This window comes from Stanieria cyanosphaera PCC 7437 (assembly GCF_000317575.1).
Lineage (GTDB): Bacteria > Cyanobacteriota > Cyanobacteriia > Cyanobacteriales > Xenococcaceae > Stanieria > Stanieria cyanosphaera.
Genome location: NC_019748.1, coordinates 3,159,559 through 3,179,626, shown reverse-complemented (window position 1 = coordinate 3,179,626; position 20,068 = coordinate 3,159,559). Strand labels below are relative to the sequence as shown.

General features: G+C 36.8%; 10 protein-coding genes. 5 read left to right on the top strand and 5 right to left on the bottom strand.

Going from position 1 to position 20,068, the window contains the following annotated elements; genetic code table 11:
• The first annotated feature begins 51 nt into the window (after positions 1-51).
• Together STA7437_RS13650 and STA7437_RS13645 are read left to right on the top strand one after the other, a co-directional pair.
• The gene (locus tag STA7437_RS13650; RefSeq protein ID WP_015193977.1) at positions 52-2,664 is read left to right on the top strand and encodes an alpha/beta hydrolase; all 2,613 of its coding nucleotides are present in this window, start codon (positions 52-54) and stop codon (positions 2,662-2,664) included.
• A 45-nt stretch (positions 2,665-2,709) separates the two neighbouring features.
• Positions 2,710-3,294, top strand: a complete 585-nt coding sequence (locus STA7437_RS13645) for a hypothetical protein (protein ID WP_015193976.1) — start codon at positions 2,710-2,712, stop codon at positions 3,292-3,294.
• A 39-nt stretch (positions 3,295-3,333) separates the two neighbouring features.
• On the opposite strand, the gene STA7437_RS13640 is transcribed toward STA7437_RS13645, so the two are convergent.
• Positions 3,334-3,759, bottom strand: a complete 426-nt coding sequence (locus tag STA7437_RS13640) for a glycine zipper family protein (protein WP_015193975.1) — start codon at positions 3,757-3,759, stop codon at positions 3,334-3,336.
• A gap of 121 nt (positions 3,760-3,880) precedes the next feature.
• The gene (locus STA7437_RS13635; protein ID WP_015193974.1) at positions 3,881-4,702 is read right to left on the bottom strand and encodes a DUF2092 domain-containing protein; all 822 of its coding nucleotides are present in this window, start codon (positions 4,700-4,702) and stop codon (positions 3,881-3,883) included.
• Positions 4,703-5,320: 618 nt separating this feature from the next.
• Between STA7437_RS13635 and STA7437_RS13630 the strand changes: the two genes are divergently transcribed.
• From STA7437_RS13630 to STA7437_RS13620, 3 genes are all read left to right on the top strand, one after another.
• Positions 5,321-5,911 (top strand): universal stress protein, encoded by a 591-nt coding sequence (locus tag STA7437_RS13630; protein ID WP_015193973.1) that lies wholly within the window; start codon positions 5,321-5,323, stop codon positions 5,909-5,911.
• A gap of 10 nt (positions 5,912-5,921) precedes the next feature.
• A complete protein-coding gene (locus tag STA7437_RS13625) occupies positions 5,922-8,417 on the top strand; it encodes a cation:proton antiporter domain-containing protein (protein WP_015193972.1) in 2,496 nt (831 codons plus the stop codon).
• A gap of 238 nt (positions 8,418-8,655) precedes the next feature.
• Positions 8,656-10,476 (top strand): bifunctional serine/threonine-protein kinase/formylglycine-generating enzyme family protein, encoded by a 1,821-nt coding sequence (locus tag STA7437_RS13620; protein ID WP_015193971.1) that lies wholly within the window; start codon positions 8,656-8,658, stop codon positions 10,474-10,476.
• A 13-nt stretch (positions 10,477-10,489) separates the two neighbouring features.
• Here STA7437_RS13620 and STA7437_RS13615 read toward each other — a convergent pair whose 3' ends face one another.
• The 3 genes from STA7437_RS13615 to STA7437_RS13605 form a co-directional block, all read right to left on the bottom strand.
• Entirely contained in the window at positions 10,490-11,944 is a 1,455-nt protein-coding gene (locus tag STA7437_RS13615) for a GAF domain-containing protein (RefSeq protein WP_015193970.1), read from the bottom strand.
• 209 nt (positions 11,945-12,153) lie between these two features.
• Positions 12,154-15,390, bottom strand: a complete 3,237-nt coding sequence (locus STA7437_RS13610; RefSeq protein ID WP_015193969.1) for a hybrid sensor histidine kinase/response regulator — start codon at positions 15,388-15,390, stop codon at positions 12,154-12,156.
• Positions 15,391-15,482: 92 nt separating this feature from the next.
• The gene (locus STA7437_RS13605) at positions 15,483-19,988 is read right to left on the bottom strand and encodes a GAF domain-containing protein (protein ID WP_015193968.1); all 4,506 of its coding nucleotides are present in this window, start codon (positions 19,986-19,988) and stop codon (positions 15,483-15,485) included.
• Positions 19,989-20,068: the final 80 nt, after the last annotated feature.

Genomic DNA, 20,068 nt, shown 5'->3' with positions numbered 1-20,068 from the left:
ATTTTCTGTGAAATTAAATATAAGATAAAAAGGTGAGACAATAAAGAAAAAATGCCAGCACCATTAAGGATTAAACTCAATCCGCCACAAGAAAAAACTTTAGCTCAATTACAAAAAGCAATCTCCATTTCAGATCGTAATCGCAACCTAACGCATCTGGTTAAGTTAAATACTCAAATAACCAAAAAAAAACTATTAAAAGTAATTTTTACAGGTTTTCTAGCTAGTTTGGGAATATCTATGGCACTAAGACCCAAACCAGTTTTAGGAGCAGAACAAGTAAGTTTTTCACTTCCTATTTTAGGGGAATTTCATGTCTCAGTTGATTCTTTAGAATTGTTTGCCAAAGAAGGAAAAATTGCTAACGATCTTAAACTTTATACCAGTCGCCTAGACCAGCACACATTGACTCAATTGCGTCAGGCATTACAAAAACAGTTTGAGGTTAGTCCTACTACTGTTTATCGAATGACGACTATGCCGATGGGAGAGAAGTTTCTCAAGGATATAGGAGAAGTAATATATACTCACCCAGAAAGAAACGGTCTTTACGCGATTCGCTCCGCTCTTATTTTAGCAGCAGCAGACTCAGGAAGTTTAAATGCCATCGATGTCATGCGTCACTTCCCCACTCAAGAAATTCAAGTCAACACCAAATTGATTTTCTCGCTGATCAAAGAGACAGCCAACTTTTTATCTTATAATCAAACTACAGTAGACGCGATCGCATCAATAGCAAATCAAGAAGTTTTTTCTCAGTCACACATCAATTTTGAGCAGTCACCAGATTTACGTCAGCAAGGAATTTATTCAGTTCAGAAAAAAACAATGACCTTTGAGATTAAGAGGCTACGTCAAACTCAATTAGGTTTGTCTAGAGCTTATAGTCTCGATGCAGAGATTTATCTACCTCAAGATATTTCGCAACCAACTCCCCTAATCGTAATCTCTCATGGTTTTGGTTCAGACCCCTCTCATTTTGATTATTTGGCAGAACATTTAGCTTCTCATGGTTACATTGTCCTAATTCCCGAACACATTGGTAGTAGTAGTAAATACAAAGAAGCTTTTTTACGGGGAGAACTTAGTGTCGATGTTAGTCCCTCAGAATTTTATAGTCGTCCCCAAGATGTCACCCATCTCCTCAACGCCATAGAAGAGAATTCGGAGTTTCAGGGACTAATTAATTGGCAACAAGTGGGTATTCTTGGTCACTCGTTTGGTGGTACTACTGCTTTACTAACCTCTGGTGCAACTCTTAACCAAGCCAGAATTAATCAAATATGTCAACGAAATCAGCCCACTCTCAACACTTCAATGTTGCTACAATGTCGTGCTAGTTATTTGCCTCCAGCAGAATACAATCTCAAAGAGCCTCGCATCAAAGCAGCAGTAGCAGTTAATCCTATGACCAGTTCAATTTTAGGACCAGAAGGGATAGGAAAAATAGACATTCCAACCATGATTTTGGCAGGAAGTGAAGACATTATTACTCCTTTTATTGAAGAACAAGCTCATCCTTTTCTTTGGTTGACAAATAAAAATAAATATTTAGGTGTAATGGTTGGTGGCACTCATAGTTCTATTAGTGATGAAAAGGGAATTGCTAACTTGCCAACTCTATTGAAAGGACCTCGTCCTGATTTGGGTAGAAGCTATCTTAAAGCATTAAGTTTAGCTTTTTTTGAAGTTTATTTGCGCGATCGCAGCAATTACCAATCTTATCTCACTAATGCTTATAGCCAAACTATTAGTAATCAAGAATTACCTTTGCATTTGATTAAATCTTTGACTCCAACGGAACTAGAACAAGCCTACGGTAATAAACCTCCTACTCCGCCTATTCCCGAACCATTAGTTGCTATTTCCCCTCGTCAAGAAAAAAATATCTTAGCTGAAATTAAAAGAACTAAAACTCTCAAAGTAGCAATGAGAAGTGATGCTGCTCCTTTTGGGTATATAGATGGTGAACAAGACGTTTGGACAGGTTACTGTGCAGATCTTGCCGATTCTTTGGGCAAATATTTGACTAAAAAACTCAATCTTATTTCTGAAATTGAGGTAATCAAATTACCTTCTAATCTGGAAAATCGTTTTGAACTCGTTCAGCAAGAAGCAGTTCATTTGGAATGTGGTCCTAATACAATCGCGACAGATCTAAAAGATATTAGCTTTTCTAATCCCTTTTTTTTCAGTGGTAGTCGTTTGTTAGTGAGCAATAACAATGTAGCTCAAGTTAATTTAAAAAAAGATTTAGAAGAAGTTGCGATCGGAGTTCTCCAAAATACTACTACTGCCCAATTCATCCAAGAAACTTATCCCCAAGCAGAAATAATCTATTTTCAGGAAGAAACAGGCAGAAGCGAAGGAGTCAAAGCAGCTACCAATGGAACAATTGATGCTTTTTTCAGTGATGATATTTTGTTGAGGGGAGAACTTAAACAACAAAATTTAGTGCTAGAAAATTATCAGTTAGTACCAAAAGAACCCTTAACTTGTAATTTTTATGGATTGATTTTGCCTCAAGAAGATCTTCAATGGCACAATACAGTTAACATTTTTATCCATGAACAAGCTAAACAACTTCAAAAGAAGTGGTTAGGACAATACTTTCCTCAAGCAGTTGCTGATTTAGATTATTGTCTGAATAAACGAAAAAACTAGACTTTTAGTTGGTAATATCAAGCAATCAAGTATCAACTATCAACTATGAGCAAAAAATTTTTTTTAACTTTAGTCATCACAATAATTGTCGTCATGATGATTAATTTACCCGCTCAAGCAGAGTGGCAGTACACTCGCTGGGGTATGAGTGTAGATGAAGTGATGACAGCGTCGAAAGGTGAAGCAATACCTGTCAATCCTGATGAGCAAGATTTATTTAAAGATGATCATCAACAAACCTTACTTAAAAGTCAGTGGACAAAAGAAGGCTACTCATTTGATGTCTTTTTCAACTTTAACATCGGTGATTCCCAATTATCAGAAATAATCTTCAAGTCTATTGGTAAGAATGAGGATTTAGGACTTGCCATGATTGAAGAATTTGGTCTTCCTAGTAGAGCGCAAGGTGGTTTATCTAAAAAAGATTCTGAGATTCGAGGTTTTAGATTAGTTAACAGAGATAACTATGCTGTACCAGAAACAGAAACAACTTTGCGTAATCAACCTGAAACCTCTGAAAAGAACATTGCAATACTACTTGAGTGGAACACGCCGAAAAATTTTATTCAGATGAGTCGTCAAGGTGAAAATGAGGTCATCATTCGCGTTAAACCGTCAAATACAAAATGAGACATTCATTAAATTACATTTTTTAATTACTATTATTTATTATTTGACACTGTATCCTCTACCTTCCATGCAGGCAGCAAAAGCACGATCAAAATCTTTTCGTTGTTCTTTCTCATCATGATCGCGTATACCACCACTAATGCCTCCAACGGCTCCACCAATAGCTGCACCAGTGCCAATATCACCACCTAGAAGTCCAGCGACTGCACCTATACCGGCACCACGAGCAGCATCTCGTAAAACTCTGCCACCACCTGATTTACTACTAAGAGGAGGTTGATATCCTGTTTGTTGAGTTGCCCAACTGCTACACTGATTTTCGTCTCTTTGTTGCTGTTGAGGACTTTGTCCGCTTTGAGGATATACTTGCTGTGTCATTGCCGAATCAGCATTGATGGTTACTATTGCTATTGCGATCGCGATTGTGGTTACTATTGATTGTTGATTTCTTTTTTTCTCGTTCATTATCTTCTAACACCAAATTCTGTAGCTTGTTTAACTTTTACCAAAATCCAATTCATGAGCGTTTATAAGAGTTACCAGTTGCCACTTTTTTCTACTTAGCATCCATCAAAGAATATTAACTTTAATAAGGTGTTGCCTGGACAAACTCCACCTTTTTAGCATTAGCAGGAGGCGAGAAAGTAAACTGCTCGGTCGCTATTTCTGGTTTTAAATTCCAATCTGAGAGAGTCGCTGTATATCTTGGTACGCCTTCTCGATTTTTATAAGCAATAGATACTTTCCGCAACAAAGGAGTTTCGCTGTCTTCAATCCATACTTGCCAGTCTATACCTTCTTGAACAAAGACTAAATGGTGACAAGGAACATCCTCAACCTTACCCATGCCAAAGTAGAAACCAGCTTGTACATTTTCGAGCAAACCTTCATATATGTCACTGTAGAGTAGTTCAGCTAGAGGCATACTGACGTTTAATTTTTGAATCAGGGTATCTAAAGCTTGATCCATATTGGCAGAAGCATTTTCGGTTGCATAGATGTTACGTTGCTTGTCTACCACAGTTATTTGTTTGCCATCATACCAAAACTCTCTTTGTACCAAATCTCCAGTTGCATTTGACCGAAATTGATTGGGACGATTAACAATCATCTCACCCGAATGAGTAACCTGAACAAAAACACCTGTAGAAGTCAGCACATCTCTTTCACTCTCAGCAGAAAAAGAGAATTGCTCTTGAGATTCGATAAAATCAGACATCTGACGCAGAATTTCGGCTGCTTTCTCTTCAATCGCAGGATTGAGAATTGATTCATCTGTCTGAGCAATAATAATGCTAGTATTTTGTTTTTGAGGCGTTGGTGTTTCTGCAAACGTAGTCATCTGTGAATTAACTATTAATCCTGTAAAAAGTGCAGCTATCCTACAGCAAGTTTTAAATTTACTCACGAAATACTCTCCTCAATGGATTCAAAAAAATCAACTGATTGTAGACTTGATTGGAAAAGTGAACACACTAATCCTAAAGCAACGAAACACAATTACGTGTTCTAAAGCCCGCTTCAATGTTTGCTCAGCTACATAATCGTTAATTTGGTTGCTGTAGAGTCTAAATAATAATTATTTCACCATAATCATCTCTCTAAAATTCTAATTTCTTAGCCCAAATTTATCTAAATTTAACAAATTAAAACAAATAAACTGCTATAAATAAACTGATCATTAAATTTGTCCATCAAGCTTTTTTTAGCTGTTAAAAATTAAAAATAATCATGTGATAAAATTATCTGTATCTTTAAGCAAGTCAGCCTAATCTAAATCTTGAGCTTGCTAGTTTTTGGCAAGAGCAAATATTAGAGCGGCATATCTTGAAGTAGATAAAAAGTGAAATATCATTTGTTTATCAATTCAGAAGGACATCTTTCAGTCCTAGCCCGTCAGCTAACTTCGTCGGCATTGAAAGAAGACTAAATTTCAACATTTTAAATTTGTCGATCTATTTGGTGTTCTTGGTTGATATTAAAAGAGCTTGCTTGGTTTACGTGACTAGACTAAGGAAAAAGTTTCATGAAAATCTCTTTTAAAAGGATTTTAGTGGCACTTGAGCGCAATGATTCAGCAGTTCAAGTATTTGAACAGGCACTCACCCTAGCCAAGCAAAATGACAGTAATCTTATTCTCACCAGTTGGATCAAATTGAAAACTCTAGAACAATTAAGTCTATTGATTGATGCAGGCTGTGGGTTGGTGAGTTCGGCAAAGTTACGAAAATTTCAAGATGAACATTTGAATGAGGTAAAAGAATCTTGGCTGTGGTTATGTGACTATGCCTTACAAGCACAAGCATACGGTATTAATGCAGAAGTTAAATGTGAAACGGGAGAGGCAAGAGTTCAAATTTGCACCTTAGTGCAGCAATGGGAAGCAGATCTCATCGTTGTTGGGCATGGTGGAAAACCAAGTCTGAAGGAAAAACTATTTGGCAACATAACCAATCAGGTGGTTCTTCATGCCCCTTGTTCTGTCATTGTTGTACAACCTGAAAGTAAAACCCAAAACTTGTCTCATTTTAAAACATCAAAAAGTATACGAGAGCCAAACAAAATTGCACAGCAATCAATGTGGAATTTGCAAGTTCCAGTGGCATATAAACCATAAGGAGTAATAAATGGAATCAATTCTAGGGCTATCCCTTCCCTTTAAAGACCCAATTCTCATTTTCGGAATTTGCATGGTTGTCATTTTGGCAACACCGCTACTCTTTGAACGGTTGCGACTTCCTGGGCTAATTGGTCCAATTGTGGCAGGGGTTGTTCTAGGTTCTAGTGTCCTAAATATTTTAGAACGAGGACAAGCGATTGAATTGCTTGGTAATGTAGGACTGCTTTACATCATGTTTTTATCGGGGTTAGAGATTAATATGTCTCAGTTCCGTAAAAATCGCGATCGCAGTCTCGTTTTTGGTCTGATCACATTTACTATTCCTCAAGTATTAGGTACTATCATCTTTCGATATCTGCTTGGATTCGATTGGGCAGCCTCAATTTTGATTGCCAGTATGTTTGCTTCTCATACTCTTGTGCCTTATCCGATTATTAGTCGACTAGGCATTATGAAAAATGATGCTGTCGTAACGACAGTTGGTGGTACTATCCTCACCGATACCGTTGCTTTATTGGTACTGGTTGTGGTAGCACGAGGATATGAAGGAGAACTGACTACAACATTCTGGATCACTCTGGCACTGTCGATGATAATTTATATAGCAGCCGTAATTTATCTACTTCCTCTACTGGCTCGCTGGTTTTTTCGCAATGTATCAGATGGTGGTAAAAGTGAGTTTATTTTTGTTCTCGCAGTCGTCTTTATTTTATCTTATTTAGCTCGTGCTGTTGGTACTGAGGCTATTCTTGGCGCGTTTTTAGTTGGACTAACACTGAATGGTTTAATTCCTGAGCGTAGTCGCTTGATGAATCGTATTCAGTTTTTTGGCGAGACTTTTATTATTCCTTTTTTCTTAATCTTTATTGGTTTATTGGTAGATGTCTCAGTCTTAGCAAGTGGCTTCACTGCTTGGATTGTGATGATTTCTATGTTATCGACTAATGTGATAACTAAATGGATTGCTGCAAATATTACTCGCCGTATCTACAATTATTCCAACGCTGAAGGGTGGGTTATTTTTGGTTTGTCTACTTGTGAAGCTGCTGCAACCCTAGCAGCAACATTAGTAGGTTATGAGCTAGGCATTATTGGAGATGATGTCTTAAATGGTGTGGTGCTGATGATCTTTGCTACTTGTATTTTAGGTCCGTCGATAGTCAATCGATTTGGTCGGGAAGTGGCACGACAGCAAGAAGAACAACCTTACGAACCAGGTAAAGCTCCGCAAAGAATTCTTGTTCCCTTAGCAAACCCATCCACCAGTGAAATCCTCGTGAATATTGCAGCTATGCTACGGGAAAATAAATCTGAGGAAACGGTATTCCCTCTTACAGTTGTAGCAGAAGAAACGGATAGCGAAAATACAGAAGTTAATGTGGCTGCTGCGGAGCGATTGTTAGCTCATGCAGTGGTTCATGCAGCAGAAATAGATCTGCCTGTTAATCCAGTAACTCGTGTTGCCCGAAATCCAGCATCAGGAATTGTGGAGGCTGCAACAGAGCGACGAGTCAGCGATATTGTGATCGGCTGGAACGGAGCAAGCTCTCCTCAGCAGCGCATTTTTGGCACAGTGATTGACCAGATGTTAGAAAAATCGACCCAACAGGTGTGGGTTTGTAAGATCAATCATCCTGTGAACACCTTTCAGTGTCTAATTGTTGTCTTACCTACATTGATTGATCATAATCCAGGTTTTTACGAAGCAGTGCGATCGCTCAAACATTTAGCATCACAATTAGGAGCGTCGCTGCAAGTGTTAGTGGTTAATGATCAAGCTGATCGACTTCAGCAGCATTTTAATGAGGTAGCCATTGAAGTTACAACTAGCTTTATGCAGGTTGCCACCTGGCAAGAACTTCGTTCTTATCTCCAAAAAACTTCTAATGATACCAACTTAATCATTTTAGTCAGTGCTAGAGAGGGAACTGTAGCTCATGAACGAGCGTTAGAGCATTTACCGCAAATGTTAGCAGATCTCCAATCTAGTTTCCTGGTGCTATACCCTTCTGAGAAAGAAGCCCGAAGTTTTGGTGCTTTTCAACCACAATACTTACCAGATATTTTGACTGAAGAACGAGTGCTGTTAAATCTAAATACCTTATCCTATGAACAAACTGTTAATGCTTTACTAAGCACTGCAATTGACCAACAAGATCCCCGTCACAATAGGGTGTTAAAAGCTCTGGTTTACGACGATGTCGGCTATGCCAGTGAGATTCTACCAGGAGTAATTATATCTCACGCACGGGTGCAAGAATTAAAAGAAACCAAAATGTTTTTGGGAATTCATCCTCAAGGAGTACGTCACGAGCGAGCAGCCCAACCCGTTCATGTAGTCGTACTTTTGTTGAGTCCAGCACAGCGAACTACCCAAGATCATTTAGCTCAATTAGCAGAAGTTGCTCAGTATTTTGGTCATGTCGAAAATTTAGATCAGCTAATTGCTTGTGATAATACTCTCCAAGTGCAAGACTGGTTTGAGCGGCAGAAAACAATGTAATCAAATCTCATGAATATTCAGTAGATTTTAACCTGTCTACAGAATATTAGATTTAATTTGAAACTAAGAAAAACTATCTTTGTTTTTTACTTAATTTCCTTAGAATAGCGATTGCTTGCAATTCTAAAAAATTTTAATACATTTTAAAAAACTTCACAGCAAACTATTCTGCTATCTTGTCGTTTGTAGTTAATTGTTGTTATAAAAGTCGGATATCAAGAAGCGATCAATTAACACAATGAGTCAATGCCTGAATCCAAATTGTTTGCATCTTAATCCGCAGTCTACACAAATTTGTGAACAATGTGGAGCAAAATTACTACTAGTTGATCGCTATCGTGCTATAAAAATTTTAGGTAAAGGTGGTTTTGGTAGAACTTTTTTAGCTATTGATGAATTTAAACCTTCTAAACCTCGTTGTGTAATTAAACAATTTCTTCCTGATGTTAAAGGAGAAAAAAGCTTAAAAAAAGCAGCAGAACTTTTTGAAAGAGAAGCAATGCGTCTTGATGAATTAGGCAAACACGAACAAATTCCCGAATTATTTGCTTATTTTAGTCAAGAAGAGCGTCAGTATTTAATTCAAGAATTTATTGATGGTGATGATCTTGCTAAAGAATTAGCGCAGAAAGGAGTTTTTAGCGAACAACAAATACAAGAATTACTAAAAGATTTATTAACAGTATTAAAGTTTGTTCATGTTAATAACGTCATTCATCGTGACATCAAACCAGAAAATATTATTCGTCGCAAAAGAGATGGCAAACTAGTTTTAGTAGATTTTGGTGCAGCCAAAGATACAGAAGCAGCCGATTTATCCGTCACGGGAACAATAATTGGTTCAGCAGCATATATAGCTCCCGAACAAGCTGTCGGTAAACCAAAATTTGCTAGTGATTTGTATAGTTTAGGAGCAACTTGCCTTCATTTACTTACTAATATCGAACCAACAGAATTATTTGATGTTGCTGAAGGAGAATGGATTTGGCGCGAATATTTAAGAGACAACGAGATTAGATATGAACTTAGCCGTGTCTTAGATAAATTAGTTGAAGGTGCAACAAAAAGGCGTTTTCAATCAGTCGAAGAAGTTTTACACGCACTTGATCATCAAGCACCATTACCAGGAATACGTCAGGTAGCTTCTGCATCTTCTCATCGTGCTTATCATCAAGCTTCGATTGCCAAAACCCAACCAACTCCTTTATCAGTTCACAAGTTAGATTTAAAAATTTTTCAATTTAATTTTGTTACGATCGCTTTAGATCAATCTATAGTTGTTGCTAAGAAACCTAAACTGCAAACTCGTCACTTTCGAGGCAAAGCTAAGTATATAACTCTCAAATTGTCTCAAGACATAACTATGGATTTGGTGGGAATTCCTGGTGGTCAATTTTTAATGGGTTCTCCAGAAAATGAACCAGAAAGAGGCAATGATGAAAGTCCCCAACATTCGGTAAATATTCGTCCTTTTTTGTTGGGTAAATATTTAGTGACTCAAGCTCAATGGCAAGCAGTGATGAAAAAGAATCCTGCTCGATTTATTCATCCCAATAGACCTGTAGAAAAAGTATCTTGGTATGATTGTTTAGAATTTTGCCAAAAATTATCGAATTTAATCGGTAGAGAGTTTCGCTTACCAACAGAATCGGAATGGGAATATGCTTGTCGTGGTAAAACTAACACGCCTTTTCATTTTGGTACGACTATTACTACTGATTTAGCTAATTATAACGGCGAGTATAGCTATGAAATTGAGATTCAAGGCAAATATCGTCATGAAACGACTGAAGTAGGTAGTTTTTCCTCTAATAGCTTTGGTTTATACGATATGCACGGTAATTTAGCTGAATGGTGTTTTGATAGCTGGCACCCTAGCTATGATAATGCTTCTATTGATGGTAGTGCTTGGACTAGTAATCAAGAAAAAGATAATCGTATTTTACGAGGTGGCTCTTGGCTTCATCTTCCTGGTTGTTGTCGTTCTTCTCATCGTTTGAGTGCTGCTCCTAATATTAAGTCTGATGCTTTTGGTTTTCGGATAGCTGCTAGTGTTTAAAAGTAGATTTAATTTATTTTGTTTTGTGATGATTGAGGATATTGTGATCAAGATTAGTCTTGAGATTTTGAAGTAATTCTTCAGTTTGATAAGTTTGTCCAGCAAATAAATGAATATTTTCTCCAATTTTCTGAGAGTTTTGCCTGATTTTTTTGAAAATAATTTTAATTAATTGACTTTTCTTGTCATCTTGAATCAAATTAGCTTGATTAATCAAGGTTACTTCTCTGTCTAACATTTTGTATAAATTATTAATTTCTCCTAAAATATCGCTTGTATCTTGAACTTTTAGCCGAATTTCTCGAATTTGAGTTTTTGCGACCGCTATTTCCTGTTTAGTGTTTTGTAAGTTTGTAAAAACTGAATTGAACGATTCTACTTGTTCTTTTAATTTAGCTTTTGATAGGGCAAATCCAGTTTGTATTCCTACTTGCTTGAGCCATTCAATTTCTTCGGTTTGCCATTCTCGAAAATTAAAACATTGATGAGCTACTAATAAACCATAAATTGCTTCATCTTCACAATTAATTGGCACAACTAAATTGGCTTTGACGGCTATTTTTTCTAAGTTTTCCATATAGCAAGGAGTCATACCTGCTTCATAAATATTAGCTACTGCAATAACTCGACCTTGGCGATATTGATCAAGATATCTATACTCAAAACAAGGATCGAGAATAGTTTGTCCTAAGATCGGAGCTAAAGCAGCAAAAGTAGATTCAGCTACAATAGTTCCTTGATTAGGTTTTTGAAGACCGTAGATTATTACGCGGTCACATTGTAAAATTTCTTTAACTTGCTCAACAGCTATTTGTAAAACTTCAGCACAATTACAACCAGAATTCATCTTTTTCATAACTGCTTGTAAAGATTGTTGCCATTGGTAATTTCTCTGCCATTGTTGTGTTAATTTCTGATATTGTTGCTTACGACGAACATTTTCTAAAGCCCAACCTATTTCTGAAGCAATCTGAGTAGCAAGCTCTATTTCCGATGGTGTCCACTGACGAGGTTGAGAACATTGATGAACTACCAACAGTCCATACAATGATTCGTCAGGAATGAGTATGGGAGTAACTAAATTGGCTTTAACTGCGATTTTTTCTAAGTTTTCAATATAGCAAGGAGTCATGCCTGCTTCATAAATATTAGCTACTGCAATAACTCGACCTTGTTGATACTTGTTAATATATCTATGCTCGAAACAAGGATCAACAATGACACTATCTATAGTTTTCGGAAAGTCTGAATTAACTAATTCAGCAACAATTTTTCCTCTTGATTCTGGCTGTAAATTATAAACTATTACGCGGTCGCATTCTAAAGCTTGATGAAGTGCTTCTACTGCAATATTTAAAATATCTTCTTCTGTAGGAGTAGTGCGAATTTTTTTGATAATCTCACTAATTAAATTCTTTTTTTCAGCTTTATTTTCGGTGATTTCAGTAAAAATATGCTCTATAGCCATAAATTTATAAGTTTACTCTTGTTAACTTGCAATTGTCTTTTCATGCGATTCAGTTTTAATTCTTGAGTTGGTTAACAAACTAAATCAGTGAAATTACTGAAATTGTACTGCATTTACAAAAAGTAAACTTCCGTGATCTTTAAATCTAACTTAGGTAAGATATTAAGCAACAATTTATGATCTCACCAAGAGCTAATCACGATCAAGAGTTAAATGAAAGCTTGTGCTTTCAAATTACTAGCATTCAAAATTTTGACAATAGTATCAAGTAATTCTTCTTCTCGATAAGGTTTGATTAAATAAGCAGCAGCACCCAATTCTAAAGCTAATTTCCGATGCTTTGCGCTGTCTCTGGAAGTAAGAATAATCACAGGAATATTACTGAAATTATGATGTTGTCGAATCGCTTTTAAAAACTGAAAGCCATTCATAAAGGGCATTTCTAGATCGCAGACTACTAAACCAATCTCTTCAGATTGATGTAACTTTTCTAGCGCATTCAGTCCATTTTCAGCTTGAATTACTTGATTACTAATTTTTTGCAGAGACATAGCAATAGTTTGCCTCAAACTAGAAGAATCATCTACCACTAGTAAAGTTTGTGAAATTATCTCCGAAGCTGAGGAACTTTCTAAAAGTGGTTGGGATTGCTCAGATTCAGAAGGCAAAGCTCGTTGAGTTTGAGTGCCTAAAAAAGAGCGTTGATTGAGGGACAAACTACGATATTCAAATTCTCTGTGTAAAGCTGCGCCATCAATAACTAAAGTTAAACTACTGTCTTTTAAAATACTACAACCATAAACATATCGAGGGGGTGCGATCGCACTACCCAAAGGACGAATGACTAATTCTTGTTCTCCTAAAACTCGATCTACTTCTAAACCGAGCAAGCCTCCTTGACGATGAAGTAGTAAAATTGGTTTGTATTCATTTTCTTGGGATAAATCAGTTTGTTGTTGAGTAGTTCGGCAGTATTCCATCAAACTAGCTAAACTACGCACAGGAATAATTTCATTGTTACCATTGTGTTCCCAATGTAATACTTTTTGTCCTTCAAAGATTTTGACTTGATTAGAAGTAGGAATCACAATTCTTTCAATCGAATCAATTAAGAGGGCATAAGTCATTCCCTTGGCTTGGGTTAACATTAACTTAGCAATAGTTAAAGTCAATGGTATTTGTAAAGCAAAAATTGTCCCCTGATTGGGAGTAGATTCAATCGCGATCGCACCGTTAATAGCTTCAATTTGAGAACGAACTACATCTAATCCAACACCTCTACCAGAAAGATCACTAACTCGATCCGCAGTGGAAAATCCTGGTTCAAATAGCAGTTCTAAGAGTTGACTAGGATTAGAACTATTTGCTTGTTGAGGTGTGATTAAATTTCTTTCAATTCCACGTTGTTTGATTTTTTCCAGGTTTAATCCTTGTCCATCATCTTTTACTTCAATGATAGTTTGATTACCTTGATAATAAGCTCTAAGTTCGATAGTTCCTTTGGATGGTTTACCACTCTGAGAACGTGCTGCGGGAGATTCAATGCCATGATCAAAAGCATTACGAATGAGATGTAATAAAGGATCGTAGAGTTTTTCTTCGACTGCTTTATCAACTAGAACATGACTACCACTAATTTTTAAGTCTACTTGTTTATCGTAAGAAGTTAATAACTGTTCAATTAAACGAGGAAAACGATTGAAAATTCTACCCAGAGGAGACATTCTGGTTTCGATTAATTCATCTCTCATGTTTAACAACATACGTTGTTGTTTTTGAACGTTATTTCTCGATTGTTTGTTAAAGTTTTTGAGATGATCGGCGATACGAGCTAAGTGAGAATTACTATCTGTTGCCTGTTGTAGTAATTGATTTAATTGTTTATTCCGCTCAATTTTTTGAGAAGATTGAATCAGAAAATTAGATTGATTAGTAATTTGAGTTAATTTTTCTGGTAATTCTTGTAAGATTTTTTGTTGTTGTTCTGATAAAGAAATTTCATCAGCCAGATCGATTAATTGATTAATTATTTGTTCGTTATGATTAATTTGTTCAACTAATTTTTGAATAGCATTATAAATTTCTTCGTCTTTGGAGACATTTTGATTTTGATTAATTAATAATTCTCCAATTAAATCGTTTAACTTTTCTAAAGATTCTAAATGAACTCTGACGGTTTGATTATTTGGAGTTTTATTAGTAGAAGATTGTTTACTGATATTACCAATTTTAGCTATGGTGGTAGGTAGGGAATCTACCTCAATAGTTTCTGGTTGAATTTGATCAGATTCTAAAGTAACTTGAGCAATGGTTTCTTCTGCTTGGTTATGATTAATTTCTTTATCTAAAGATGGTTCTGATTCTGATTGTTGAGCTTGAGAAGTAATAATTTCATCAGTTTGGATAATGGTATCATCGATAGATTCAGGCTCTGAAACTATTTCTTCACCCCAAATTTCACTCAATAATTCACTAGGATGATTTTCTTCAGAAGACTCAGTAGCAATGTTGAGTTGAATAATCGTTAATTCTGTGTCAGTTTCAAAATCATTGGAAAAATCTTCAGCCTCTTCAGCATTAATTTCAATAAATGGTTCATCTTGCTCAGATCGTGGCAACCAAAGTTCTTCTAATTTAGGTGAAACAGAATGATTGAGTAGTTGTAAAAGAGCTTCGGAAGGTTGTCCCCCCAAAGCGCGATCGCCATTTAAAACTTGTTGTTGAGCTTGGCGTAGATTCGCGATCGCTAGTTCAGCGATTTCTTCTGCACGTTGAGGGTACTGTTGTAGGGCAGTTAAAATTGTTTTAGCTATTTCACCAAAACCAGGTAATTCTAAAGATTCCGCTAAACCTAGAAAAATATCGGCTTGCAGTTGTAATGTTTCAGCAATGTGTTGAGGATTAGCAGCAGCTAAAGCGATAGACAGTTCTTGAATTCGTTCAGGAATAACTGCTTGAAAGAAAGATTCAACTACATCTAAACCTAATTCTGCTGAAGTAGGAAAGGCATCTTGATCGACTAGATAATCACCAAATTTCTCTTGTAATTGAGCAAAAACAGTAGCAGTACGGTCTAAAATTTCACTGCGATCAATTGAAGTTTTACTTAATTCTGCGGTCAAAGGAATCCGAAGGCACTCATAGCTTTCGTATAAAAGTTTTTTGATTTCAGCATCAATAACTAAATCAGGATTATAAAGAGCTTTAAAGACATCCTCCATTGAATGAGCTACAGTTTTGATGGTTTCTAACCCTACATTGGCTGCACCTCCTTTGAGAGTATGAGTTGCTCGCATTAAGGTATTTACTCTTAAAGGTCTGGTTTTAGCGTCTATGGAGTCACTATTGAGAGCAAAAATTTCTTCTTCAATAGTTTCTAGTAATGCAGGAGCTTCTTCAAGGAAATACTGATAAGCTCGATCGCGAATATCAGGGTCAGTAATCATCTTTTTTTTAGTAAATTGCTGATAAACAAGAAAAAAATCTGAACTTTGAAACAGATAGTAGGTTGTCCATTTCAAAATTCAGAATAGAAAAATTAATTAACTTTGAATTGAGCAACTCTAGCTTGGAGATTTTGAGCTAGTTGTTGTAGTTGATGGAAAGAACTAGAAATTTTGCGAGAATCATTAGAAGTACCGCTAGCAATTTCTGCTACTTGTCCCATTACTTTGGTAACAGATTCTGCTTGTTGGGTTTGAGCATTAGCTGCTGAGGTAATTCCCTGAACTAATTCCCGAATTTCGGCAGTGGCTACCACAATAGCATTTAAACTATTGCGAGTTTCATTGACGAGACTCGTTCCTTCAGCAACCTGTTGAACTCCTGCATCCATAGCAGCAGCAACTTCTTGAGTTTCTTCCTGAATTTCTCTGACTAGCTTTTCAATTTCGGTAGTCGCTTCCGATGATTGCAAGGAAAGATTGCGGACTTCATCGGCTACTACGGCAAATCCCTTACCATATTCTCCTGCACGAGTCGCTTCTAAAGCAGCATTAAGAGCTAAAAGATTGGTTTGAGTAGCAAAAGAACTAATTAAACTAACTACTTTCGAGATTTTTTGTGAAGACTCACTGAGACGTTTAACTCGTTTACCAGCATCAGCAACAGTTTGACGAATACCAAGAATACTTTCAACCGTATTATTCATAGCGCGATCGCCCGATTGAACTGTTTGATTGGCTTGCTCAATGGCAACTTCTACTTTTTGGGCATTTTGAGTGGTAATAGTAGAAGCTTCGATCATGGCTTGAATTCGTTCTAAGGCTTGTTGTAGCTCTTGTAATTGTTGTTGGGCTTGTTTGGATAAACCTTCAACAGCAACGCTACTATCCCCAGTTGTATAAACTACTTGTTCTACAGCTTTTTGGACTTGGATCACAATATCTTTGAGAGAATCAAGAGTAGTGTTGTAAGCTCCAGCAATTGTACCGATTTCATCTTCTGTAACGATCGCTCTAACAGTTAAGTCACCACTAAAAGCTGGTCGAACGGTACGGAGCATTTCTACTGCTTGTTGTTGTAATCGCTCTTTGGCTGCTTTTTCCCGTGCTAAAGTTTGGGCAAGGTTGTCTGATTGAATCTTGACTTGTTCTAGGTAAGCAATTTTTTGCAGCGCAACCCCAATTTGTAAACCTACTTGTTTGAGAGCGTTAATTTCATCTTCTTCCCATTGACGAGTATTAGTGTTTTGATAAGCTCCCAATAAACCCCAAAGTTTTTGTTCGACAAAAATCGGAGCAATCATGTAGGCTTTAGCTTCTAGTTGCTGAAGTAACTCTAGGTAGTAGGAGTCATAACCAGCTTTGTAAATATCAGCCACTGCCAAAGATTGATTGTTTTGATAAATGATTCCTTCGCTTTCTTGTAAATAGGTATAGATATCTTTGAGAAAAGAAGGATTGTCAAGACAAATTAACCCATTCCCAAGCAGAGATTCGCCGACAAATTTTCCACTGCCATCAGCATTAAAACGATAGATGGTAACGCGGTCTAAATTGAGTAACTGACGAGCTTCTTGGGTAGTAATTTGGTAAATTTTGACTTGAGTTTGAACTTCTTGGATTTTTTCAAGTAGTTTAGTTAAACCTCGCTCTCTTTTAGCCGTTTTTTCTAATTTTTCTGATTTTTCTGCTTGTTGAATCGCAATACTTAGTTGTGGGGCAATTTTGAGCATTAAAGTAACTTCTGAAGCCTTCCAGTTACGCACACCAGAATTTTGATAGACAGCAAATAAACCCCATAGTTTATTGTCTTGAAAGATGGGAACGATGATGTAAGCTTTAGCTTGATACTTTTCTAAAGATTGCAGATAACAAGAAGAAAAACCCGCAGTAGAAACATCATTAACTACTTGGAATTTTTTACCTTTGGCATAATCTCCGCCTTTGGTATCGATAAAATAGGTATCGTTATCAAGAGCCGAACCTGCTTCTAAATACTTTAGAGTACAGCGGTCATCATTACTCATTTCGGCACTGTAGAGAGTTTCGTCAGTTTCTTGGATTTCCATCACCGAAACCCATTGCGAACCAACCGATTCGGCTAAAACTTCCCCACTCCAATCAGGAAGAAAACGATAAACAATCACGCGATCGCATTTGAGTAATTTTCTCACTTCTTGAGTGGCGTTACGGAAAATTTCTTTGAGTTTAAGAGAGCCACGAATGCGATCTACAATGGCAGAGATGGTTTTTTCTTGCTGAGTTTGGGTTTGTAATTCATTAACGTATTCGGTTTGTTGAATCGCTAATCCTGTTTGAGTTCCAATTTGTTTGAGGGTTTCGATTTCTTCTTCGTCCCACACCCTAGTTAGGGATTGATAAACACTAATAATTCCCCACAGTTGCTGATCGACAAAAATCGGCATGGAGATATAAGCTTTAATCCCTAATTGTTCTAAAATTTCGAGCCGACATTCTTCCAAACCAGCTTGAGCGGTATTATGAACTACTCGATACTCATTGCGTCGATATCTGCCACCCTGATTTTTTTGTAAATAGGGGTCGTTATTAATTGCTGCTTTGATCGATTTGACATCAGCATTCGCAGCAATTTCAACAATAGTTTCTCCACTCCAGTCGGAGTTAAAACGATAGATGGTGGTTAGTTCAACTGCTAAAAGTTTGCGAGTTTCTTTGGTAGCAATATTAACAACTTCGTCTACTGTCGTTGCTTGTTGCATCCGATCAACCATTCGTGCGATCGTTTTTTGTCTAACCACAGTTTTGGCTAGTTGTTCTGATTTTTGTGCTTGTTGTAAGGCAATACTCAATTGAGGAGCAATTTTGAGCATTAAATCTACTTCCGATTTTTTCCAAGTACGAGGAGCGTCATTTTGATAAGTAGCGAGTAAACCCCATAGTTGTCCTTCTTGAAACAAAGGTACAATAATATAAGCTTTTGCCTGATATTTTTCGAGAGATTGTAAATAACAAGCAGAAAATCCCGCTTGATAGACATCATTTACTACTTGGAATTTCTTTCCTTTCGTATACTTGCCTCCTTGGGTTTCCATAAAATAAGTATCGCTATCAAGAGCAGAACCAGATTCGAGATATTTCAACGTACATCGGTCATCTGCACTCATTTCGGTACTGTAGAGAGTTTCATCAGTTTCTTGAATTTCCATTACAGAAACCCATTGAGAATTAAATGATTCAGCTACTACTTCCCCACTCCAGTCAGGATTAAAACGATATACTACCACGCGATCGCTCTTGAGGATTTTCTTTACTTCTTGAGTGGCATTACGGAAAATATCCGTGAGCTTAAGAGAGTGACGGATACGATCCACAATTTGATTAACGGCTTGATCTTGTTGATTTTTTGCTTCAAGATCGCTGATAAATTCTGCTCTTTGGATTGCCACTGCTAAAGGAGTAGCTATTTGTAACATGAAATTAATTTCAGATTGTTGCCAGACTCGCATACCATCATTTTGATATGCTCCCAGTAACCCCCAAAGTGTGTTTTTTTGAAAAATCGGTACGATTAAATAGGCTTTAGCTTGATATTTTTCAAGAGATTGAATATAACAGTCAGGAAAGTCTTTGGTATAGATGTTATCTACTGCTGTAAACTTTTGTCCGCGAGTATATCTTCCTCCCTGAGTTTGCTTGAGAAAACTATCAGGTTCAACAATATCCGCTTTGGTTTCTTTCGACCAATTTCTGAGCAGACAACGATCTAACTGAATGCGATCGCCACTAAGAACGTCATCATTATTTTGCTCGACTAACAAAGAAACCCAACCACTACCTACTGATTCGGCAACAACCAATCCAGTCCAGTCGGGATTAAATTGATAGACGATGACGCGATCGCATCTTAAGAGTTTTTTGACTTCTTGGGTAGCAGTACGAAAAATATCTGGTAAATCTTGAGACTGCTGAATCTTTTCAATTACTTTAGCAGTAGTTTTTTCCCGTTCTAGTTGTTGTTGCAGTTCCCAGCGTAATTCTAGTGGTTGTAGAGCAATAGTTAATTCATTTGTCCATTGGCAAAGCAAATTAATTTCTTCTTCTTGCCATTTTCTAGGGCGATCGCATTGATGAATTACTACCAATCCCCAAACCTGATGATTCAGACAAATAGGCAAAGCAAGAGAAGCTTGAACTTGAAACTTTTCTAATAACTGTTGCTGATAAGGAGTTAGTCTAGTTTGTTTGACATGAGAAATAGCTACAATTTCTTTTTGTTGATAATCTGCTGCACTGCCGACTCCAAAACAAAGACAGGGTAAAGTTTCATTTTGCATTGGAGTCCAATCAATCTTCCCTGACTCCATAATAACTTTCCCGTTGTTCTCATCCTCAAATTGATAAATCAGTACCCGACTAGCTGCTAATTCTTCACAAATCGCAGTTGTTGTCTGATTTAAAAGACTTTCGCGACTATTTGAAGATTGACGAATAGTTTGAATAACTTGGCGAAGTCGTTCTCTAGTTTGCTTTAAAACATTATTCTTAATTTTTTCAAGAGTATCTTGTTGAGAGGTGGAATTTGCTGGATTACTATTAGCGGTAGTATTTGCTGTATTCATAATTCTTGCTTTGTCTTAGTAAAGATCTCTTGTCTTAAATTTGCGCTCAAGAGAAAATTCTGAGCCTCAGAACAATCTCC